This is a genomic window from Enterobacter sp. PL1 (assembly GCF_945957325.1).
GTDB lineage: Bacteria > Pseudomonadota > Gammaproteobacteria > Enterobacterales > Enterobacteriaceae > Enterobacter > Enterobacter roggenkampii.
In genome coordinates this window covers 106,439-126,978 of the sequence record NZ_CAMFKT010000011.1, presented here as the reverse complement: position 1 = coordinate 126,978, position 20,540 = coordinate 106,439, and the positions used below count along the sequence as shown (strand labels likewise).

Sequence of the window (20,540 nt, the reverse complement as noted above, 5' to 3'; positions counted from 1 at the left end):
GCAGGTCATACAATACATTTATGTGATCATTTTCACTAACAACGCAAATTTGTATTTAAGTTGTATTATTTACAAATTTTACGCGGGAGGCATAATTCCATGAAAAGGTATTAGAAAGGCAGATTCGATGGGTAACAAACCGATGTACCGGCAAATAGCCGATGCGCTTCGCGAAAAAATCAGTGCGGGAGAGTTAAAGCCTGGCGATGCGTTACCGACGGAATCCAGCCTTCAGGAGGCATTCAACGTGAGTCGCGTCACGGTGAGACAGGCGCTGAAGCTGCTTACGGAAGAGCAAATCGTCGAGAGCATTCAGGGCAGCGGCACCTACGTAAAAGAAGAGCGCGTCAATTACGACATTTACCAGCTCACCGGGTTTTACGAAAAACTGGCGGACCGGAACGTGGATACCCACAGTGAGGTGAGCATTTTCGAAGTGCTGAAAGCCGATGCAAAACTTGCCGAAAAGCTGAATCTCTCTCATGACGATAAAGTCTGGCACGTTAAACGCGTCCGCTTTATCAAACAAAAACCGGTAAATCTGGAAGAAACGTGGATGCCGCTGGCCCTGTTCCCCGACCTCACCTGGGAAGTGATGGAGAATTCGAAATACCACTACGTTGAGCAGATCAAAAAGCTGGTTATCGATCGCAGCGAGCAGGAGCTGGTGCCGATCATGCCGTCAGAGGAGGCGATCGCCGCGCTGTCGCTCGATCCGGCAAAGCCGATCCTGGAAAAAGTCTCCCGCGGGTTTCTGAAGGACGGGCGGGTATTTGAATACAGCCGCAACGTGTTCAATACCGATGATTACAAGTTCACGCTAGTCGCCAGACGCAGGCAATAAAAAAGGCCGCTTTACAGCGGCCAACCATGTCGAAACGGACATTTTTATACTGCAACGCCCCCCTTTCGGGGAGCAGAGAGGACTTACTTAATGATGGATTTCAGTGCTTCGCCGATATCCGCCAGGCTGCGAACGGTCTTCACGCCTGCGGCTTCCAGCGCTGCGAATTTCTCATCAGCCGTACCTTTACCACCGGCGATGATCGCGCCTGCGTGACCCATACGCTTGCCTTTCGGCGCGGTCACACCCGCGATGTAACCCACAACTGGCTTGGTCACGTGTTCTTTGATGTAAGCAGCCGCTTCTTCTTCCGCGCTACCACCGATCTCACCGATCATCACGATCGCTTCGGTCTGTGGATCTTCCTGGAACAGCTTCAGGATGTCGATGAAGTTAGAACCCGGGATTGGGTCACCGCCGATGCCCACGCAGGTGGACTGGCCGAAACCGTAGTCGGTGGTCTGCTTAACCGCTTCATAGGTCAGGGTACCGGAACGGGACACGATGCCCACTTTACCCGGCTTGTGAATGTGGCCCGGCATGATGCCGATTTTGCATTCGCCCGGGGTGATCACGCCTGGGCAGTTCGGGCCGATCATACGCACGCCAGCTTCATCCAGCTTCACCTTCACGGTCAGCATATCCAGCGTTGGGATACCTTCGGTGATGGTGATGATCAGTTTGATGCCTGCGTCGATCGCTTCCAGAATAGAGTCTTTGCAGAACGGCGCCGGAACGTAGATCACGGTCGCGGTTGCGCCCGTCGCTTCTACGGCTTCACGCACGGTGTTGAACACCGGCAGGCCCAGGTGGGTGGTGCCGCCTTTACCTGGCGTTACGCCGCCAACCATCTGCGTGCCGTAGGCAATCGCCTGTTCGGAGTGGAAAGTCCCCTGGCTACCGGTGAAGCCCTGGCAGATAACCTTGGTATCTTTATTAATTAAAACTGACATTATTTCCCCTCCACTGCGGCAACAACCTGCTGAGCTGCATCCGTCAGACTTTTCGCTGCAATAATATTCAGGCCGCTGTCAGCCAGTTTTTTCGCGCCGAGTTCAGCGTTGTTACCTTCCAGACGCACAACCACCGGAACGTTAACACCGACTTCTTCTACCGCACCGATGATACCGTCGGCGATCAGGTCGCAACGGACGATGCCGCCGAAGATGTTAACCAGAACGGCCTTCACGTTGTCGTCGGAGAGAATGATTTTGAACGCTTCGGTTACGCGCTCTTTGGTTGCGCCACCGCCCACGTCGAGGAAGTTCGCTGGCTCACCGCCGTGCAGCTTAACGATGTCCATGGTGCCCATCGCCAGGCCCGCACCGTTAACCATGCAGCCGATGTTACCGTCCAGCGCCACGTAGTTCAGCTCCCACTGAGCAGCCTGCGCTTCACGCGGGTCTTCCTGAGACTGGTCGCGCATTTCGCGCAGATCCGGCTGGCGGAACAGCGCGTTGCCGTCAGCGCCCAGCTTGCCGTCGAGGCAGATCAGATCGCCCTGGGTCGTGATCACCAGCGGGTTGATCTCGATCAGCGCCAGATCGCGCTCCAGGAAAATGGTCGCCAGACCCATGAAAATCTTGGTGAACTGCTGAACCAGCTTGCCTTCCAGACCCAGTTTGAACGCCAGCTCGCGACCCTGGTAAGGCATTGGGCCTGCCAGCGGATCGATAGCCACTTTGTGGATCAGGTGCGGGGTCTCTTCCGCCACTTTTTCGATTTCCACGCCGCCTTCGGTAGATGCCATGAACACCACGCGACGGGAGCTACGGTCAACCACCGCGCCCAGGTACAGCTCTTTCGCGATATCGGTTGCCGCTTCAACCAGGATCTGGTTAACCGGCTGGCCGTTCGCGTCTGTCTGGTACGTTACCAGACGCTTGCCGAGCCAATGTTCAGCAAACGCACGAATTTCTTCTTTGCTCTTAACAACCTTCACACCGCCCGCTTTACCACGGCCACCAGCGTGAACCTGACACTTAACTACCCACGGGCCGGAACCGATTTTAGATGCGGCTTCTTCTGCTTCACGCGGGGTAGTACAGGCATAACCCACCGGAGCCGGTAAGCCATACCGGGCAAACAGCTGTTTGGCCTGATATTCATGTAAGTTCATGTGTTCTATCCATCCTTCAGGGTAATCGTTATCTTCAAACCTGTAGACCGGCGCAGCGTGTGCCGGTCTACGGGGCAGGTGATGCTAAATCGTGACTAGACGTCCAGCAGCAGACGCGTTGGATCTTCGAGCACCTCTTTAATGGCTACCAGGAAGCCCACGGACTCGCGGCCGTCGATCAGGCGGTGGTCGTAAGAGAGCGCCAGGTACATCATCGGCAGGATCTCAACTTTACCGTCTACCGCCATAGGACGATCTTTGATGGCATGCATACCCAGGATCGCGCTCTGCGGCGGGTTAATGATCGGGGTAGACATCAGCGATCCGAAGACGCCGCCGTTGGTAATGGTGAAGTTACCGCCGGTCAGGTCGTCTACGGTCAGCTTGCCGTCGCGGCCTTTCACAGCCAGCTCTTTAATGTTTTTCTCGATGTCGGCCATACCCAGGGTATCCACATCACGCAGAACCGGGGTCACCAGGCCACGTGGGGTCGAAACCGCCATGCTGACGTCGAAGTAGTTGTGGTAAACCACGTCATCGCCATCGATGGACGCGTTCACTTCCGGGTAGCGTTTCAGCGCCTCAACCACCGCCTTCACGTAGAAGGACATAAAGCCCAGACGGATACCGTGACGTTTTTCGAACGCGTCACCGTACTGCTTACGCAGGTCCATGATTGGCTTCATGTTCACTTCGTTGAAGGTAGTCAGCATCGCGGTAGAGTTTTTCGCTTCCAGCAGACGCTCGGCCACGCGCTTACGCAGGCGGGTCATTGGCACGCGTTTTTCGCTGCGAGCGCCCAGAGCAGGCTGTGCTGCCGGTGCTGCCGCAGGGGCTTTCGCTTCGGCCTGAGCAGGCGCTTTCGCCAGATGCTTGTCGATGTCTTCACGGGTCAGACGACCGCCCACACCGGTGCCTTTAATGGCTGCCGGGTCAAGGCTGTGTTCCGCCAGCAGGCGACGGATCGCCGGGCTGAGGGCGTCATTAGACTGCTCTTCCAGAGAGGCCTGCTGGCGCTGCGCTGGCGTAGAGGCTTTCTCTTCAGATTTCGCGCTGGACTCTTTGCCCGCGCTGTTGCCTTCACGCAGGCGACCCAGGATCTGACGAGAGGTGACGGTGGTACCTTCATCTTCCAGCACCGCGTCCAGAACGCCATCCGCCGAAGCCGGTACTTCCAGTACCACTTTGTCAGTTTCGATTTCTACCAGCACTTCATCGCGCTTAACGGCATCGCCTGGTTTTTTGTGCCAGGTAGCGACGGTCGCATCTGCTACAGATTCAGGCAGGTCGGGAACAAGAATATCTACGCTACTCATTATGTATCCTTTAATTAATCGACGTTCAGCGCGTCATTGACCAGATCTTGTTGCTGCTTCTGGTGAACGGACATATACCCTACCGCCGGAGAGGCGGAGGCCGGGCGACCTGCATAGCGCAGGGCTGACCCAAATGGAATCACTTCACGGAAATGATGCTGGCTGCAGTACCATGCGCCCTGGTTGAGCGGCTCTTCCTGGCACCAGACAAAATCATGAACGTGAGCGTACGGTTTCAGCGCTTCCTGCACCGCCTGGTGCGGGAACGGATAAAGCTGTTCGATACGCACGATGGCGACATCTTTCTGATCGTTCTTACGGCGCTGTTCCAGCAGGTCGTAATAAACCTTACCAGAACACATCACCACACGCTTCACGGCCTGTGGATCCAGCTCGTCAATTTCACCGATGGCTGGCAGGAAGGTACCGTTCGCCAGCTCTTCCAGGCTGGACACCGCCAGCGGGTGACGCAGCAGGGATTTCGGCGACATGACCACCAGCGGACGACGCATACCGCGCAGCGCCTGACGACGCAGCATGTGGTAAACCTGAGCCGGGGTGGACGGTACGCAAACCTGCATGTTCTGCTCGGCGCAGAGTTGCAGATAACGTTCCAGACGCGCGGAGGAGTGCTCCGGACCCTGGCCTTCATAGCCGTGCGGCAGCAGCATCACCAGGCCACACATACGGCCCCATTTCTGCTCGCCGGAGGAGATGAACTGGTCGATAACCACCTGCGCACCGTTGGCGAAGTCGCCGAACTGCGCTTCCCAGATGGTCAGGGTGCGCGGTTCTGCCGTGGCGTAACCGTATTCGAAAGCCAGTACCGCTTCTTCAGACAGCACGGAGTCCCAGACCTTGAACTGGCCCTGACCGTTGTGCACGTGCTGCAGCGGGGTGTAGGTTGAACCGTTAGACTGGTTGTGAACCACCGCGTGACGGTGGAAGAAGGTGCCACGGCCCGCATCTTCACCGGACAGACGAACAGGAATGCCTTCGTCAACCAGCGTCGCGTAAGCCAGCGTTTCCGCGCCGCCCCAGTCGAACAGCTTCTCGCCTGCCGCCATTGCCTGACGGTCAGCATAAATTTTCGCCACGCGAGACTGCATCTCGATAGCGTCCGGCACGGTGCTGATGCGTTTAGCCAGCTCCTGCAGGCGCTTCATCTCCACCTTGTTCGGGTAGCTCTCATCCCACTCGTGGTTGAGGTACGGCGACCAGGTAAAGGAGTGCATGTTCATCGGGCGCAGCTCTTTCACTACGCATTCACCCGCGTCCAGCGCGTCGCGGTAGAGGTTGACCATTTCGGTCGCATCTTCCAGCGTCGCTACTTTGTCGCTCTCCAGCTTGTCAGCATAGATTTTGCGCGGGGTCGGGTGTTTTTTGATTTTCTGGTACATCAGCGGCTGGGTTGCACTTGGCTCATCCGCTTCGTTGTGGCCGTGACGGCGGTAGCAGAAGAGGTCAATGAACACATCGCGTTTGAAGGTGTTACGGAAGTCCAGCGCCAGACGGGTCACGAAAGCCACGGCTTCCGGGTCATCCGCGTTAACGTGGAAGATCGGCGCCTGAACCATCTTACCGATGTCGGTGCAGTACGGGGTAGAACGTGCGTCCAGCGGGTTAGAGGTGGTGAAGCCCACCTGGTTGTTGATCACGATGCGAACGGTACCGCCCACTTCGTAACCTCGCGCTTTGGACATGTTCAGGGTTTCCTGCACCACGCCCTGCCCTGTCACCGCCGCATCACCGTGGATGGTGATTGGCAGAACTTTGTTGCTGCTCGGCTCGTCCAGACGATCCAGACGCGCGCGCACGGAACCGATAACCACCGGGCTGACGATCTCGAGGTGCGACGGGTTAAACGCCAGCGCCAGGTGAACCAGACCGCCTTCGGTTTCGATATCAGACGAGAAGCCCATGTGGTACTTCACGTCGCCGGTGCCGAGGTGTTCTTTATGTTTGCCCGCGAATTCATCGAACAGGTCCTGCGGTTTTTTACCCAGCACGTTGACCAGTACGTTCAGACGACCACGGTGTGCCATGCCCAGCACCACTTCACGGGTGCCGCTCTTGCCTGCGTGACGAATCAGCTCTTTCAGCATCGGCACCAGGGCGTCGCCGCCTTCCAGCGAGAAGCGTTTTGCGCCCGGGAACTTCGCGCCCAGATAGCGCTCAAGGCCTTCTGCTGCGGTCAGTTCGCTGAGGAAGCGTTTTTTCTCGTCAGCCGAGAAGGTCGCGTGGCCCGCTACGGATTCGATGCGCTGCTGGATCCAGCGCTTCTCTTCGGTAGAGGTAATGTGCATGTATTCCGCGCCGATGGAGCCGCAGTAGGTTTGCTTGAGCGCGTCAATCAGATCGCCCAGCTTCATCGTGTCTTTGCCGATGGCAAAGGAACCTACGTTAAAGCTTTCCTGGAAATCGGCCTCGGTCAGATCGTGATACGCCGGATCGAGATCGGCCACACGGTCTTGTTTCCACAGTCCCAGCGGATCGAGATTCGCATGCTGGTGACCACGGAAGCGATAAGCGTTGATAAGCTGCAGGACTTTAACCTGCTTCGCATTGGTGTCAGGGTCGGAAATCGCAGAAGAGTAACGTGAGGCATCCTTCGCCAGACGACGGAAATAATCACGTGTTTTGGAATGGAATTGATCCGGTTTGACCCCTGTACCAGGCAACTGCTGGAACATGGAACGCCAGTTTGCGTCCACTGAGTCAGGATCGGTTAAGAAGTCTTCATAGAGCTGTTCTATCCAGCTCTGGTTGGCACCAGAGAGGTAAGAAGAGTCCAGCCAGGCTTTCATTGCGCCGTTCTGCATCGTGATCCCTTAAGCATTTTTATGCTTACTTTCGCCGTAGAAACTACCACGCACACCACGTGTACGTGCCGGGGTTCACCTGCGAGCTCTTTTCATTTGGCCCGCGAAGGAACCTTTAGAAACTGTCTGGACTTCAGGGTAGTACAGGGCAGTTTTTAAAGGTTTCTGCATTTTGCCCGGTGGCGCTACGCTTACCGGGCCTACAGTTTCGTAGGCCGGATAAGCGCAGCACCATCCGGCAACGTTACTTACGCACTGCGCTGCAGCAGCATCGACTTAATATGGCCGATGGCGCGCGTCGGGTTCAGCCCCTTCGGACACACACTGACGCAGTTCATGATGCTATGGCAGCGGAATACGCTGAAAGCGTCACTCAGTCCTTCCAGACGGCTGTCGGTTTCGGTGTCGCGGCTATCGATCAGGAAGCGATAGGCAGCCAGCAGACCGGCCGGGCCGATAAACTTGTCCGGGTTCCACCAGAACGACGGGCAGGACGTAGAACAGCATGCGCAGAGAATACACTCGTACAGACCATCGAGTTTTTCACGCTGCTCAGGAGACTGTAAGTGCTCACGAGCCGGTGGATTTTGCCCATTATTCAATAAGTAAGGCTTAATCTTCTCATATTGTGCATAGAATTGCCCCATGTCTACCACCAAATCACGCACGACCGGCAGGCCTGGCAGAGGACGGATAACAATTTTCTGACCAGGACGCTGCAACGCTGAAATTGGCGTGATGCAGGCCAGGCCATTTTTGCCGTTCATGTTCACACCGTCAGAGCCACACACCCCTTCACGGCAGGAGCGACGGAACGACAGGGTTGGATCTTTTTCTTTCAGCTGGATTAAGGCATCCAGCAGCATCATGTCGCGACCTTCTTCCGCTTCCAGGGTGTAGTCCTGCATGCGCGGAGCGTCATCAACATCCGGGTTATAACGATAAACTGAGAATTCGAGTTTCATTATCCTGTCTCCGCATTAGTAAGTACGAATCTTCGGCGGGAACGCCGGACGCAGTTTCGGTTCCATGTTGACGCTACGACGCGTCATGGTTTCCGACTCTGGCAGATACAGGGAATGGCACAGCCAGTTTTCGTCATCACGTTCCGGGAAGTCGAAGCGGCTATGCGCGCCACGGCTTTCGGTACGGAAGTTTGCCGACATCGCGGTCGCGAACGCGGTTTCCATCAGGTTATCCAGCTCCAGGCACTCAACGCGCTGGGTGTTGAACTCGCTGGAGGTGTCGTCCAGACGGGCATTTTTCAGACGCTCGCGGATCGCTTTCAGCTGCTCAAGACCTTTGGCCATCGCGTCGCCTTCACGGAATACCGAGAAGTTGTGCTGCATGCATTCCTGCAGCGCTTTACGGATTTCCACCGGATCTTCGCCGTTACGGTTGCCGTTCCAGCGGTTGAGGCGCTCAAGAGAGGCATCAATTTCGTCGTCGGTCGCGTCACGCAGCGCGCCCTGCTCGGCAATGGATTCCTGCAGATGCAGACCCACTGCGCGACCAAACACCACCAGATCCAGCAGCGAGTTGCCGCCCAGACGGTTTGCGCCGTGTACGGATACGCAGGCAATTTCGCCCACCGCGAACAGGCCAGGAATGACCACGTCTTCGCCCTGCTCGTTCACGGTCAGCGCCTGACCGGTCACTTTGGTCGGAATACCGCCCATCATGTAGTGGCAGGTTGGGATAACCGGAATCGGCTCTTTCACCGGATCGACGTGCGCGAAGGTGCGGGACAGTTCCAGGATGCCCGGCAGACGGGACTCCAGCACTTCTTTACCCAGGTGGTCGAGCTTCAGCTTGGCGTGTGGACCCCAAGGGCCGTCACAGCCGCGGCCTTCACGGATTTCGATCATGATGGAACGCGCCACCACGTCACGACCCGCAAGGTCTTTCGCATTCGGGGCATAACGCTCCATGAAGCGCTCGCCGTGTTTGTTCAGCAGGTAGCCACCTTCACCACGGCAGCCTTCTGTTACCAGCACGCCTGCACCGGCGATGCCGGTTGGGTGGAACTGCCACATCTCCATATCCTGCACCGGCACGCCCGCGCGGATAGCCATACCGACACCGTCGCCGGTGTTGATGTGGGCGTTGGTGGTGGACTGGTAAATACGGCCTGCACCGCCGGTCGCCAGCACGGTTGCGCGGGCTTTGAAGTAGACCACTTCACCGGTTTCGATGCACAGCGCGGTACAACCAACGATGGCGCCATCGGCGTTTTTCACCAGATCCAGCGCATACCATTCGGAGAAGATGGTGGTGTGGTTTTTCAGGTTCTGCTGATACAGGGTGTGCAGCAGCGCGTGACCGGTACGGTCAGCCGCCGCCGCGGTGCGTGCCGCCTGCTCGCCGCCGAAGTTTTTCGACTGGCCGCCAAACGGACGCTGATAGATGGTGCCATTTTCCAGACGGGAGAACGGCAGACCCATGTGGTCCAGCTCCAGAATCGCTTCCGGGCCAGTTTTACACATATATTCGATGGCATCCTGGTCACCGATGTAATCGGAACCTTTTACCGTGTCATACATGTGCCATTCCCAGTTATCTTCATGGGAGTTACCCAGCGCAACGGTAATACCGCCCTGCGCAGACACAGTATGGGAACGGGTTGGGAAGACTTTAGAGAGCAGCGCACAGCTCTGGCCACTCTGGGAAATTTGCAGTGCGGCACGCATACCTGCGCCACCGGCACCAATCACAACAGCATCAAATTCTCTGACTGGCAGTTTCATTACACACCCCACACCACAACGAATCCATAAATAACGTAAACCACCAGTGCAACCACAATGGCCAGCTGCAGTGGAAGGCGAATCGCCAGCGGTTTAACGTAATCGGTCAACACCTGCCACATGCCAATCCAGGCATGAATAAGGATGGAGAAAAGGGCCAGCAGGGTGAACACTTTGGTGAAGGCGGATCCGAAGAACCCACTCCAGATTTCCCACGTCAGCGTGCCGCTGGTCGCGAAGAAACCGATCATATAGATGATGTAGAGGGTGAGAACGATGGCGGTAGCACGGACCAGAATGAAGTCATGTACGCCGTTGCGTCCTAATGCGGAGGCGTTGCTTACCATACGAGAACTCCTGCGAGAAGTGAAAGCACGACTGTAATCACAAATGAAATGTTAGCGGAGCGTTTCCCGGCTTCGAAGGTCTCTTCCAGGTAGCCAAAGTCCATCAGCATATGGCGAACACCCACCACAACGTGGTACGCCAGTGCGGTCAGAATGCCCCACATGATGAATTTCACGAAGAAGCTGTTCATGATGGCAGAGGCCTGGAGGAATCCTTCAGGGGAAGAGAGGCTGGTGCCCAGTAACCACAGCAGAATACCGACCGCCACAAACGTAATCACACCAGAAACACGGTGCAGAATGGACGCTATTGCTGTTACGGGGAACCGGATCGTTTTGAGATCCAGATTGACAGGTCTTTGTTTTTTCACATTTCTTATCATGAATAACGCCCACATGCTGTTCTTATTGTTTCCTTCCTCCGGACTGCGATGCGGGTCAGACAGCGTTCCTTTTCTATAACTGCGCGTCATGCAAAACAGTGCTTCCAGATGCTTAAACGACACATTACAACGCTGGGTGGCTCGGGATTGCAGGGTGTTCCGGAGACCTGGCGGCAGTATAGGCCGTTCACAAAATCATTACAATTAACCTACATACAGTTTGTCGGGTTTTCTCTGGAACAGTGATCAGGGTCACGATAACAACATCTTTTTAATTTTTAATCATCTGATTTGACAAATGTTAAACAATATTGTTACAAACGTCATCAGAAAAGGCATATAATGCGCAAAAGTTATGAGGTCTCTCTTTCACCTGACAAATAGTTATGTAACAGTGTGATGGTATTGACCGAAGTTATCAGGACAGTTATTAGTGATATACAGGTTTGAATAATTCGGACTGCAAAAACGCTGATTTGCTGTTGTTTCACTGATATTTCATTCGTTTACCTGCAAGGCGCCATAGCTCTGTACCCTGGTTTGTCCTCGTGAGCTGAGCGGTAAGCCAAATAACAATCTGGTAACGGTGATTAACAGCTGAAAGCAAATCCGGTAAAGCGCAGTCTTAAGCATAAGGCGCTAAGGAGACCGTAAATGGCTGATACAAAGGCAACGCTCACCCTAAATGGTGACACTGCTATTGAACTGGATGTGCTAAAAGGCACGCTCGGTCAGGATGTTATTGATATCCGTACGCTGGGTTCCAAAGGGGTATTCACCTTTGACCCTGGATTTACCTCTACCGCATCTTGCGAATCCAAAATCACCTTTATCGACGGTGACGAAGGTATCCTGCTCCATCGCGGCTTCCCTATCGATCAGTTAGCCACCGAATCCAACTATCTGGAAGTGTGCTACATCCTGCTGAACGGCGAAAAACCGACGCAGGCCCAGTTCGATGAATTTAAAACCACCGTGACCCGTCACACCATGATCCATGAGCAGATTACCCGTCTGTTCCATGCGTTCCGTCGTGACTCTCACCCAATGGCGGTGATGTGCGGTATTACCGGTGCGCTGGCCGCGTTCTACCACGACTCCCTTGACGTGAATAACCCGCGTCACCGTGAAATCGCCGCTTACCGTCTGCTGTCCAAAATGCCTACCATGGCGGCGATGTGTTACAAATACTCCATCGGCCAGCCGTTTGTGTATCCGCGTAACGACCTCTCCTACGCGGGCAACTTCCTGCGCATGATGTTCTCCACGCCGTGCGAAGAGTACGAAGTGAACCCGGTTCTGGAACGCGCGATGGACCGTATTCTCATCCTGCATGCTGACCACGAACAGAACGCCTCGACCTCAACCGTTCGTACCGCAGGCTCTTCAGGCGCGAACCCGTTCGCCTGTATCGCTGCGGGCATCGCCTCCCTGTGGGGACCGGCGCACGGCGGCGCCAACGAAGCGGCGCTGAAGATGCTGGAAGAGATCAGCACCGTTGAGCACATTCCTGAGTTCGTGCGTCGCGCGAAAGACAAGAATGACTCCTTCCGCCTGATGGGCTTCGGTCACCGTGTTTACAAAAACTATGACCCGCGCGCCACCGTGATGCGTGAAACCTGCCACGAAGTGCTGAAAGAGCTGGGTACCAAAGATGACCTGCTGGAAGTGGCGATGGAGCTGGAACACATCGCGCTGAACGACCCGTACTTCATCGAGAAGAAACTCTACCCGAACGTCGATTTCTACTCTGGCATTATTCTGAAAGCGATGGGCATTCCGTCTTCCATGTTCACCGTGATCTTCGCCATGGCGCGTACCGTAGGCTGGATTGCGCACTGGAACGAAATGCACAGCGAAGGCATGAAGATCGCCCGTCCTCGTCAGCTGTATACCGGCTACGAGCAGCGTGATTTTAAGTCTGACCTGAAGCGCTAAAAGTTAAGCCCGGTGGCGCTACCGCTTACCGGGCCTACAAATGCGAAACGTAGGCCGGGTAAGGCGTAGCCGCCACCCGGCTTTTTTATTTTTGACAATGTGGACACCAGTAAAAGGGTCTCGAAGAGAGCATAATCCTGTCGATAATCCCGCCGCACCGCTCGCACTTCTTCCCCGCCCGATGAAACACCTTGAACCGGAACAGCGCCCCGTGGTGCTTGTTTTCATCTACGATGCCACGCGTGTTGTACGACAGCCGCGGGATGTCCAGCAGCGCGTGGGACAGCGCCTCCAGCTGTTCATCGCTCAGCTGAGAAGCTTTGTGCTGCGGTGCCAGCCCGACTTCCCAGAGGATCTCCACCCGCAGGTAGTTGCCAAGCCCGGCGAGAAAGGCCTGGTCAAGGAACAGGCCGGAAAACTGCCGGTTGCGGAATGTGGGCGATAGCAGCCGGGCCTTCACATCGCTCGCCGTCAGGCGCATATCCAGCACGTCCGGCCCAACCCGCTGTAAGAACGGGTGCGTGAGCAACTGCTCAGGCGTTAACATTTCGATATCAGAAGCGCTATAGAGCAGGATCGCCTTATCCGCCGTTTGCAGCCTGACGCGCAGCACGCGGGTCGTTTGCGGCTCTTCACCCGCCTCCACCACGCGCCACACGCCGTAAAGCTGGTTATGGCTATATAACGTCAGGTTATGGGAAAAGTGCGTGAGCAGCGCTTTGCCGCGCGTTTCAATATGCGTTACCGACTGCCCTACCAGCTGTGATTCAAACGGTTTCAGTTGAGGAAAAGCAAACCAGACCTCCGTCAGCGGTTTGCCCTTTATCGCCGCCTCGAGGCTATCCGCCGCGCGGCGGATCTCCGGGCCTTCTGGCATTTTTCTGTCCTTTCATGATTAGTCTGCGCTGACAAGAATGCCCTCTTCAGCGAACGCGGCCCGCAAGCGGCGCGCGAACTGGAGCGCATGCTCGCCATCGCCGTGTAAACATACCGTATCAGCCTGAACGTGCGCCGTTGTGCCATCCACGGCGGTCACTCGCCCGTAGCGCACCATCTCCAGCGTCTGCGCCAGCGCTTTCGCTTCATCGGTAATCAGCGCACCGGCTTGCGTGCGCGGAACCAGACTGCCGTCCGGCATGTATCCCCGATCGGCAAACACCTCCTGCCGCGTGGTCAGCCCCAGCCGTTCTCCGGCACGAATAAGCTCACTGCCCGCCAGGCCGACCAGAATCAGCTGCGGATTACAGTCCCGCACCGCACGGGCAATCGCCGCCGCCAGCACCGGGTCTTTTGCCGCCTGGTTATAGAGCATACCGTGCGGCTTCACGTGACGCAGTACGCCCTTCCCGGCGCGAACCATCGCCTCCAGCGCGCCAATCTGGTAGAGCACCTGCGCGTAGACCGTCTCAGGCGGCAGGTCCATCGCGGTGCGACCAAAGTTCTCCCGGTCAGGGAAGCTCGGGTGAGCGCCAATCGCCACGCCATTTTTGATGGCATGACGCACGCTCTCCAGCATGGTTTGCGCATCGCCAGCGTGGAAGCCGCAGGCAATATTGACCGAAGAGACCAGCGTCATTAGCGCCGCGTCGGCGCTGCCGCCCTCGCCCAGATCGGCATTCAAATCAATCTTTACCATCGAGCCTCCACGCCAGCTGTTCGAGATAGCGCTGCTGATCCTGCCGCGCCTTTAGCGCTTCCTCCAGCGAACACTGCACGAAGTGAATCGGCTGTCCGAGGGGAATTTGCGCCAGATGGTAGCGATCGGCTTCAATAATGCAGGCAATTCGCGGATAGCCCCCCGTCGTCTGCGCGTCGTTCATTAAGACGATCGGTTGCCCGTTGCCTGGAACCTGAATCACGCCGGGCAACAAACCGTGGGAGAGCAGTTCCCGGTCGGTGGTCCGGATCAGCGACTGCCCCTGCAGACGATAGCCCATTCGGTTACTCTGCGGACTAAGCTTCCACGGCGCGCGCCAGAAAGACTCTTTTGAGGCCTCGTCGAACTCATGATATTCCGGCCCCGGTAAGGCGCGGATCTGGTTTCCCCAGAGAAGTTGTTTCACCCCCTGAGCCGTCGAGAAGTGACGCGAAGAGGGCTTAATCGCCAGTCGATCGCCATCGCGCAACAGACGTCCTTCGTGACCGCCTATCCCGGCTTTCTGATCGGTACTGGATGAGCCCAGCACCTCAGGCACATCAATGCCGCCAGCCACCGCGAGATAGCTACGCACGCCGTGCAGAGGACGCTTTAAGGTCAGGCGCTGCCCGGCTTTCGCCCGCAGACGCCAGCCGGTCCACACCGCTTTGCCGTCCAGCGTGGCATCACAGCCTGCGCCGGTGAGCGCGAACCAGGTCTCCTGACCAAACTCAATGACACACTGGCCGAGCGTAATTTCGAGCGCCGCCGTGCTGCCGGGGTTGCCCACCAGCACGTTAGCGATTTCCAGCGCAGGACGGTCCAGCGCGCCACAATAGCTCACGCCGGACTGGCGCATGCCAAAGCGCCCGGCATCCTGTACGGAGGTGTAAAGCCCGGCGCGAATAAGCGTTAACATACCCCCTCCTTCTGCGGGATAAAGCGAAGGGTGTCGCCCGGGCGCAGGAGTATTGGCGACGCCAGCGCGGGGTCAAATAACGGGGTGGCGGTATGCCCAATAAGCTGCCAACCACCGGGCGAAGCCAGCGGATATACGCCGGTCTGCTCGCCACCAATGGCGACCGTCCCCGCCGGTACGCTCAGGCGAGGTTCAGCGCGGCGCGGCGTATGCAGCCGGGGAGATAATCCCCCCAGATACGGGAATCCGGGCTGGAATCCCAGGAACCAGACGACGTAATCCACCGAACTGTGCAGCTCAACCACCTGCTTTTCGGTGAGCCCGCAATGGTCTGCGACCACACCAAGATCCGGTCCCCCCGTACCGCCATAAACAACCGGGATCTCAATGGCACGCGATTCCGGCTCCAGCGCCTCGCTCTCTTCCCACCAGCGCTGTAAACGCTCGATGGCATCCAGCGCCAGCGTATGCGGACTACGCAGCACCACCGTGATGTTATTCATCCCCGGAATGGCTTCAACCACGTCCGGCAGTTCGACCAGACGCTGGGTTAGCCGCCAGATACGCTTTTGCGTGGCAAGGGTCACCGGCGGCTCGAGCTCCAGAACCACTGCCGTTTCTCCCAGAAGATAACAACGCGCTCGCTGCACTCAGGCACCTCTCATCAGGCCGGGTTAGGGATATCAATAAAGGTTACATCCAGATCGGTATTTTCCGTCAGCCACTCGCTGAGGGCCCGAATGCCGCCGCGCTCGGTGGCATGATGGCCGGCCGCGTAGAAATGCAGCCCCTGTTCACGCGCCGAGTGAATGGTCTGCTCGGAAACCTCGCCGGTGATAAAGGCATCAACACCGAAGCGCGCGGCGCTGTCGATAAAGCCCTGCCCGCCCCCGGTGCACCAGGCAACGCGTTTTACCAGGTCCGCGCCCGTATCGCCGCACCACAGCGGGCGACGCCCCAGGCGCGCTTCAATCCACGAGGCCAGCTCCAGTCCGGGAACCGGCATCGCCAGCTCGCCCCACGGCACCAGCGGCTCGATTTCGCCCATTACGGTTATCCCCAACAGCTGCGCAAGCTGAACGTTGTTGCCCAGTTCCGGGTGTGCGTCCAGCGGCAGGTGGTAACCGTACAGGTTGATGTCATTTGCCAGCAACGTTTTCAGGCGGTTGCGCTTCATGCCGCGAATAATCGGTGATTCGTTTTTCCAGAAGTAGCCGTGATGGACAATCACCGCATCGGCTTCCTGACGGACAGCCTCGTCCAGCAGCGCCTGGCTTGCCGTGACGCCGGTGATAATTTTCTGCACCGTTTCGCGCCCTTCTACCTGCAGGCCATTTGGGCCGTAGTCGCTAAAGGAGGCGGTATTGAGTTTTTCGTTAATCAGGCGTTCCAGTTCACTGTTTTTCATCTTTATGCTCTCAAACTTTTCGGGCGGCTTCGTACGCCGCCAGTGTGGCGGTGCGCGCCTGTTTATGGTCAACAATCGGGCGGGGATAATCGAGCTTTACGCCCTGTTTATCCGCCCATGCCCACGGGTCGTGGATCGCTTTCGCAGGAACGTTCCTGAGCGCGGGCAACCAGCGGCGGATAAAGTCGCCGTTGGCATCAAATTTTTGCCCCTGAGTGGTCGGATTAAAAATCCTGAAATAGGGAGCCGCATCGGTGCCGGTAGAGGCCGCCCACTGCCAGCCGCCGTTATTCGCAGCGAGATCGCCGTCGATCAGCTGAGAGATAAAATAGCGCTCTCCGATACGCCAGTCGATAAGCAGATCCTTCACCAGAAAGCTGGCGGTAATCATTCGCAGGCGGTTGTGCATCCACCCGGTTTCATTCAGCTGGCGCATGGCGGCATCAACAATCGGATAGCCCGTTTCCCCTTTTTGCCAGGCCTGTAAACGTGCCGCATCGTGCTGCCATTTGACGTTGTCGGTCCAGGGGATGAACGGACGATGCTTACAAAGATCGGGATGATACGTCATCAGATGGCGATAGAATTCACGCCAGATGAGTTCGTTCAGCCACACCGAACCCGCCCCACCGTCCATCGCCTGCGGCTGCTCGGCCAGAAGACGATGTAAACACTGGCGAGGAGAGAGTACGCCCAGCGCCAGGCTTGCCGATAAGCGGCTTGTCCCTTCAATCGCCGGGAAATCCCTGCGCGCGTCGTACTCTCCCGCGCCCTGTTTGCAAAACTGGCGCAGCTTCGCCATTGCTGCCTTCTCGTTTGCGGGGAACAGAAGCGCATCAAATGCCTGTTGGGGATAGTTAAACGTTAATTCAGGCAGCGTGGTTATAGCTTCCCCTCTGGCTGCGGGTGCGGGTACGCACTCCGGCAGCGCCTCTTTCAGACGTTTAACAAAAGCATTTTTAAACGGCGTGAACACTTTATACATTTCATGGCCGCCGGTCATGACGCTGCCCGGTGCCAGCATTACGCTGTCATCAAATCCTTCACAAACCACCTCGCCCAGAATGTTCTCCAGTTGGCGATCCCGCAGCCGTTCGTTCAGCTCGTACTGGTAGTTATAAAAAAGATGCGTGACGCCGTTCTGCTGACATACCTCCCGCAACATCTTAAGCTGCGCGGCAAAGTCACTGACCTCTCTGTAGATCAGCGGGATACCTTTTTCAGCAAGTGAGTGTTGCAGATCGTTCAGATGCGATTTGAGGTAAGCCGCCTGCCGCGGGGCCATATCATGCTGCTGCCACTGTTCAGGCGTAGCGATAAACAGCGCCAGCACGCTGGCGTCATCGGAACGGCAGGCTGCCGCGAGTGCGAAGTTGTCATGTACGCGCAGGTCCGCGCGAAACCAAACCAGATGGGTGGGCATAAAACTCCAGGCAAATATCCATTATGTCCGTAAGGGCATGCCGTAAAAGGAAAAAGCATGCTTTGAACTACTTTGCCATGAAGTGTAGACGGGATGAAATAAAAAAGGCCGCCCAAGGCGGCCTTACAGACTGATGACAAGGTGCATGCTGTGCATTTCGCCCGGCGGCGCTACGCTTGCAAGGGCCTACAATGAAACATGCAATGCATTGATCTCTTTGCCCTGTGTAGGCCGGGTAAGCGCAGCGTCACCCGGCAAGAAAGACGGCTATTATGTGCCTGTAAACCCTGACGAGGGGCTATCGCTCCCCCGGCGTTTTTTTCTGGGTGTCGTCTTAGTATCAGTAAAAATCGCAGGTCGCTTTCTCGGCCTGATCCATCCACACCGGCTTCTCGCTGGTTTTCGCCCAGACGCGGTGCAGATAGCTATAAAAACGTGCACGATCTTTCCAGAACAGCATCACCGGCAGAGCCAGCACGCCAGCCACTACGGCGAAAGCGCGGCGCATGAACACGATATGAGCCGGAAACTCTTTATAAAGATCCATATTTTTCTCCCCTATAGTTGGCCGGAAACGTCATCCGGAAAATTCAAAATCTGTGACCTGGCTAAAATAATATCGCTTTGTTTGTAATTTTACTACTCATCCGACCACTTATTTTCGTCCGTTTAGCCAAAATTTACATTCACGCCGTAATTAAGTTACAAAAAAGTTAACGATTTACTTATCAATAGTTAAATTGTGGGCTTTGCCATTTTTATACTTTTTTTACACCCGCCCTTCTCATTTTTGCGAAATCTTTGCGCCATAAATCCTACCGTTAGCACAACAACAAAAGTCACCCGGAGGTGGATTGTGAGTGCAGGTCTTATTGCCGGCATCGTGCTGGTGTTCCTGTTATTGGGTTATCTGGTTTATGCCCTGATTAATGCGGAGGCATTCTGATGGCTGCTCAGGCGTTTTTGCTTATTGCCAGTTTCTTAGTGGTGTTGTTCGTCCTGGCAAGGCCACTGGGCTCGGGGCTGGCACGGCTCATCAATAACGTTCCCCTGCCCGGCACGGGAGGTGTTGAAAAAGGGATCTGGCGCGTACTGGGTGTGGACGATCGGGAGATGAACTGGCGTGACTATCTGATCGCCATTCTGCTGCTGAACATTGTCGGACTCATCGCGCTTTTTGCCATGCTGATGTTGCAGGGTGTCCTGCCTTTGAATCCGCAGCAGTTACCGGGCCTGTCCTGGCATCTGGCGCTAAACACGGCGGTCAGTTTTGTCACCAACACCAACTGGCAGTCCTATGCCGGTGAAACCACGCTCAGCTACTTCAGCCAGATGGTCGGGTTAACCGTGCAGAACTTCCTCTCTGCCGCCAGCGGTATTGCGGTGATCTTCGCGCTGACGCGTGCGTTTGCACGTCAGAAAGTGAGTACGTTAGGTAACGCATGGGTAGACCTGACGCGCATTACGCTGTGGATCCTGCTGCCGATTGCGCTGCTGATCGCGCTGTTCTTCATTCAGCAGGGCAGCCTGCAAAACCTGCTGCCTTACGCACCTTATACCTCGCTGGAAGGCGCAAAGCAGCTCCTGCCGATGGGGCCAGTGGCGTCGCAGGAAGCCATCAAAATGCTCGGGACGAACGGTGGCGGCTTCTTCAACGCCAACTCCTCGCATCCGTTTGAAAACCCGACCGCCCTGACCAATTTTGTGCAGATGCTGGCGATCTTCCTGATCCCCGCCGCGCTCTGCTTTGCCTTTGGCGACGTGGTCAACGATCGCCGTCAGGGGCGTACCCTGCTCTGGACCATGTCGCTTATTTTCGTGGTCTGTGTTGCGCTGGTGATGTGGGCCGAATGGCAGGGTAATCCGCACTTCCTCTCACTGGGTGCAGATAGCGCAATCAACATGGAAGGTAAAGAGAGCCGCTTTGGCATTCTCGCCAGTAGCCTGTATGCGGTGGTCACCACGGCAGCGTCGTGCGGGGCCGTCAATGCCATGCATGATTCCTTTACGGCGCTGGGCGGCATGATCCCAATGTGGCTGATGCAGATTGGTGAGGTGGTGTTTGGCGGCGTGGGCTCCGGTCTTTACGGCATGCTGCTGTTCGTGCTGCTGGCGGTGTTTATTGCCGGTCTGATGATTGGCCGCACCCCGGAGTATCTGGGTAAAAAGATCGACGTTCGCGAGATGAAGTTAACCGCGCTGGCAATTCTGGTCACCCCGGCCCTCGTGCTGCTCGGCACCGCGCTGGCGCTGATGACCGAGGCTGGACGCAGCGGCATCTTTAACCCTGGCATTCACGGTTTTAGCGAAGTGCTGTATGCCGTCTCCTCTGCCGCCAACAACAACGGCAGCGCCTTTGCAGGCCTAAGCGCCAACTCTCCATTCTGGAACTGTCTGCTGGCGTTCTGCATGTTCGTGGGCCGCTTCGGGATCATTGTGCCGGTTATGGCGATAGCCGGATCGCTGGTGAACAAAAAAATCCAACCGACCACTACCGGAACGTTACCGACCCACGGCGCGCTGTTTATCGGCCTGCTGACGGGCACCGTGTTGCTGGTCGGCGCCCTGACCTTTATCCCCGCCCTCGCGTTAGGCCCGGTCGCGGAATACCTCTCTTTACGCTGATTTTGCGGAGAAA

The 20,540-nt window shown here is 56.5% G+C and carries 19 protein-coding genes; 4 read left to right on the top strand and 15 right to left on the bottom strand.

Annotation, left to right across the window (positions count from 1 at the left end):
- The first annotated feature begins 127 nt into the window (after window positions 1–127).
- Window positions 128–844: a GntR family transcriptional regulator gene (locus N6P30_RS12340; RefSeq protein ID WP_021241016.1), complete on the top strand. Its 717-nt coding sequence runs from the start codon at window positions 128–130 to the stop codon at window positions 842–844.
- An 83-nt stretch (window positions 845–927) separates the two neighbouring features.
- On the opposite strand, the gene sucD is transcribed toward N6P30_RS12340, so the two are convergent.
- The 8 genes from sucD to sdhC form a co-directional block, all read right to left on the bottom strand.
- A complete protein-coding gene (gene sucD / locus N6P30_RS12335) occupies window positions 928–1,797 on the bottom strand; it encodes a succinate--CoA ligase subunit alpha (RefSeq protein WP_008501094.1) in 870 nt (289 codons plus the stop codon).
- Window positions 1,797–2,963, bottom strand: coding sequence for an ADP-forming succinate--CoA ligase subunit beta (gene sucC, locus N6P30_RS12330; RefSeq protein WP_006809579.1), 1,167 nt, complete (start codon window positions 2,961–2,963; stop codon window positions 1,797–1,799). Before sucC ends, sucD begins: the two co-directional genes overlap by 1 nt.
- A 95-nt stretch (window positions 2,964–3,058) precedes the next feature.
- Window positions 3,059–4,279: a 2-oxoglutarate dehydrogenase complex dihydrolipoyllysine-residue succinyltransferase gene (odhB, locus tag N6P30_RS12325; RefSeq protein ID WP_058673589.1), complete on the bottom strand. Its 1,221-nt coding sequence runs from the start codon at window positions 4,277–4,279 to the stop codon at window positions 3,059–3,061.
- Between the two features lie 14 nt (window positions 4,280–4,293).
- Window positions 4,294–7,101, bottom strand: coding sequence for a 2-oxoglutarate dehydrogenase E1 component (gene sucA, locus N6P30_RS12320; RefSeq protein ID WP_008501092.1), 2,808 nt, complete (start codon window positions 7,099–7,101; stop codon window positions 4,294–4,296).
- Window positions 7,102–7,349: 248 nt separating this feature from the next.
- The gene (gene sdhB / locus N6P30_RS12315; RefSeq protein ID WP_008501090.1) at window positions 7,350–8,066 is read right to left on the bottom strand and encodes a succinate dehydrogenase iron-sulfur subunit SdhB; all 717 of its coding nucleotides are present in this window, start codon (window positions 8,064–8,066) and stop codon (window positions 7,350–7,352) included.
- Window positions 8,067–8,081: 15 nt separating this feature from the next.
- On the bottom strand, window positions 8,082–9,848 hold the full coding sequence (gene sdhA / locus N6P30_RS12310) for a succinate dehydrogenase flavoprotein subunit (RefSeq protein ID WP_008501089.1): 1,767 nt from the start codon (window positions 9,846–9,848) through the stop codon (window positions 8,082–8,084).
- Window positions 9,848–10,195 (bottom strand): succinate dehydrogenase membrane anchor subunit, encoded by a 348-nt coding sequence (sdhD, locus tag N6P30_RS12305; protein WP_008501088.1) that lies wholly within the window; start codon window positions 10,193–10,195, stop codon window positions 9,848–9,850. Before sdhD ends, sdhA begins: the two co-directional genes overlap by 1 nt.
- On the bottom strand, window positions 10,189–10,593 hold the full coding sequence (sdhC, locus tag N6P30_RS12300) for a succinate dehydrogenase cytochrome b556 subunit (RefSeq protein WP_020684965.1): 405 nt from the start codon (window positions 10,591–10,593) through the stop codon (window positions 10,189–10,191). Before sdhC ends, sdhD begins: the two co-directional genes overlap by 7 nt.
- Window positions 10,594–11,232: 639 nt before the next feature.
- On the opposite strand from sdhC, the gene N6P30_RS12295 reads away from it, so the two are divergent.
- Window positions 11,233–12,516: a citrate synthase gene (locus N6P30_RS12295; RefSeq protein ID WP_008501086.1), complete on the top strand. Its 1,284-nt coding sequence runs from the start codon at window positions 11,233–11,235 to the stop codon at window positions 12,514–12,516.
- 85 nt (window positions 12,517–12,601) lie between these two features.
- Here N6P30_RS12295 and nei read toward each other — a convergent pair whose 3' ends face one another.
- From nei to N6P30_RS12260, 7 genes are all read right to left on the bottom strand, one after another.
- Window positions 12,602–13,393, bottom strand: a complete 792-nt coding sequence (gene nei / locus N6P30_RS12290) for an endonuclease VIII (RefSeq protein WP_023293011.1) — start codon at window positions 13,391–13,393, stop codon at window positions 12,602–12,604.
- An 18-nt stretch (window positions 13,394–13,411) separates the two neighbouring features.
- A complete protein-coding gene (gene pxpA / locus N6P30_RS12285) occupies window positions 13,412–14,152 on the bottom strand; it encodes a 5-oxoprolinase subunit PxpA (protein ID WP_023293012.1) in 741 nt (246 codons plus the stop codon).
- Window positions 14,139–15,071, bottom strand: a complete 933-nt coding sequence (pxpC, locus tag N6P30_RS12280; RefSeq protein WP_023293013.1) for a 5-oxoprolinase subunit PxpC — start codon at window positions 15,069–15,071, stop codon at window positions 14,139–14,141. The genes pxpA and pxpC overlap by 14 nt, the downstream gene beginning before the upstream one ends.
- The gene (pxpB, locus tag N6P30_RS12275) at window positions 15,065–15,721 is read right to left on the bottom strand and encodes a 5-oxoprolinase subunit PxpB (protein ID WP_032663946.1); all 657 of its coding nucleotides are present in this window, start codon (window positions 15,719–15,721) and stop codon (window positions 15,065–15,067) included. The genes pxpC and pxpB overlap by 7 nt, the downstream gene beginning before the upstream one ends.
- A 14-nt stretch (window positions 15,722–15,735) precedes the next feature.
- Window positions 15,736–16,479 carry a type 2 GTP cyclohydrolase I gene (locus N6P30_RS12270; RefSeq protein ID WP_021241021.1) on the bottom strand — a complete coding sequence of 248 codons (744 nt, stop codon included), beginning with the start codon at window positions 16,477–16,479 and terminating at the stop codon, window positions 15,736–15,738.
- A gap of 10 nt (window positions 16,480–16,489) precedes the next feature.
- A complete protein-coding gene (gene phrB, locus N6P30_RS12265) occupies window positions 16,490–17,902 on the bottom strand; it encodes a deoxyribodipyrimidine photo-lyase (RefSeq protein ID WP_023293015.1) in 1,413 nt (470 codons plus the stop codon).
- A gap of 340 nt (window positions 17,903–18,242) precedes the next feature.
- Complete coding sequence (locus N6P30_RS12260) at window positions 18,243–18,449, bottom strand: YbfA family protein (RefSeq protein ID WP_008501079.1); 207 nt, start codon at window positions 18,447–18,449, stop codon at window positions 18,243–18,245.
- Window positions 18,450–18,758: 309 nt separating this feature from the next.
- Between N6P30_RS12260 and kdpF the strand changes: the two genes are divergently transcribed.
- Together kdpF and kdpA are read left to right on the top strand one after the other, a co-directional pair.
- Window positions 18,759–18,848, top strand: coding sequence for a K(+)-transporting ATPase subunit F (gene kdpF, locus N6P30_RS12255; RefSeq protein ID WP_014069365.1), 90 nt, complete (start codon window positions 18,759–18,761; stop codon window positions 18,846–18,848).
- Window positions 18,848–20,527, top strand: a complete 1,680-nt coding sequence (gene kdpA / locus N6P30_RS12250) for a potassium-transporting ATPase subunit KdpA (RefSeq protein ID WP_023293016.1) — start codon at window positions 18,848–18,850, stop codon at window positions 20,525–20,527. The genes kdpF and kdpA overlap by 1 nt, the downstream gene beginning before the upstream one ends.
- Window positions 20,528–20,540: the final 13 nt, after the last annotated feature.

What these genes read in the sequence shown, in the direction of transcription:
- pxpA (WP_023293012.1), bottom strand. Translation starts at nt 14,152, where the DNA reads ATGGTAAAGATTGATTTGAATGCCGATCTGGGCGAGGGCGGCAGCGCC.
- odhB (WP_058673589.1), bottom strand. Translation starts at nt 4,279, where the DNA reads ATGAGTAGCGTAGATATTCTTGTTCCCGACCTGCCTGAATCTGTAGCA.
- sdhA (WP_008501089.1), bottom strand. Translation starts at nt 9,848, where the DNA reads ATGAAACTGCCAGTCAGAGAATTTGATGCTGTTGTGATTGGTGCCGGT.
- kdpA (WP_023293016.1), top strand. Translation starts at nt 18,848, where the DNA reads ATGGCTGCTCAGGCGTTTTTGCTTATTGCCAGTTTCTTAGTGGTGTTG.
- sucA (WP_008501092.1), bottom strand. Translation starts at nt 7,101, where the DNA reads ATGCAGAACGGCGCAATGAAAGCCTGGCTGGACTCTTCTTACCTCTCT.
- sdhC (WP_020684965.1), bottom strand. Translation starts at nt 10,593, where the DNA reads ATGTGGGCGTTATTCATGATAAGAAATGTGAAAAAACAAAGACCTGTC.
- pxpC (WP_023293013.1), bottom strand. Translation starts at nt 15,071, where the DNA reads ATGTTAACGCTTATTCGCGCCGGGCTTTACACCTCCGTACAGGATGCC.
- N6P30_RS12260 (WP_008501079.1), bottom strand. Translation starts at nt 18,449, where the DNA reads ATGGATCTTTATAAAGAGTTTCCGGCTCATATCGTGTTCATGCGCCGC.
- sucC (WP_006809579.1), bottom strand. Translation starts at nt 2,963, where the DNA reads ATGAACTTACATGAATATCAGGCCAAACAGCTGTTTGCCCGGTATGGC.
- sdhD (WP_008501088.1), bottom strand. Translation starts at nt 10,195, where the DNA reads ATGGTAAGCAACGCCTCCGCATTAGGACGCAACGGCGTACATGACTTC.
- sdhB (WP_008501090.1), bottom strand. Translation starts at nt 8,066, where the DNA reads ATGAAACTCGAATTCTCAGTTTATCGTTATAACCCGGATGTTGATGAC.
- sucD (WP_008501094.1), bottom strand. Translation starts at nt 1,797, where the DNA reads ATGTCAGTTTTAATTAATAAAGATACCAAGGTTATCTGCCAGGGCTTC.
- nei (WP_023293011.1), bottom strand. Translation starts at nt 13,393, where the DNA reads ATGCCAGAAGGCCCGGAGATCCGCCGCGCGGCGGATAGCCTCGAGGCG.
- N6P30_RS12340 (WP_021241016.1), top strand. Translation starts at nt 128, where the DNA reads ATGGGTAACAAACCGATGTACCGGCAAATAGCCGATGCGCTTCGCGAA.
- N6P30_RS12270 (WP_021241021.1), bottom strand. Translation starts at nt 16,479, where the DNA reads ATGAAAAACAGTGAACTGGAACGCCTGATTAACGAAAAACTCAATACC.
- phrB (WP_023293015.1), bottom strand. Translation starts at nt 17,902, where the DNA reads ATGCCCACCCATCTGGTTTGGTTTCGCGCGGACCTGCGCGTACATGAC.
- N6P30_RS12295 (WP_008501086.1), top strand. Translation starts at nt 11,233, where the DNA reads ATGGCTGATACAAAGGCAACGCTCACCCTAAATGGTGACACTGCTATT.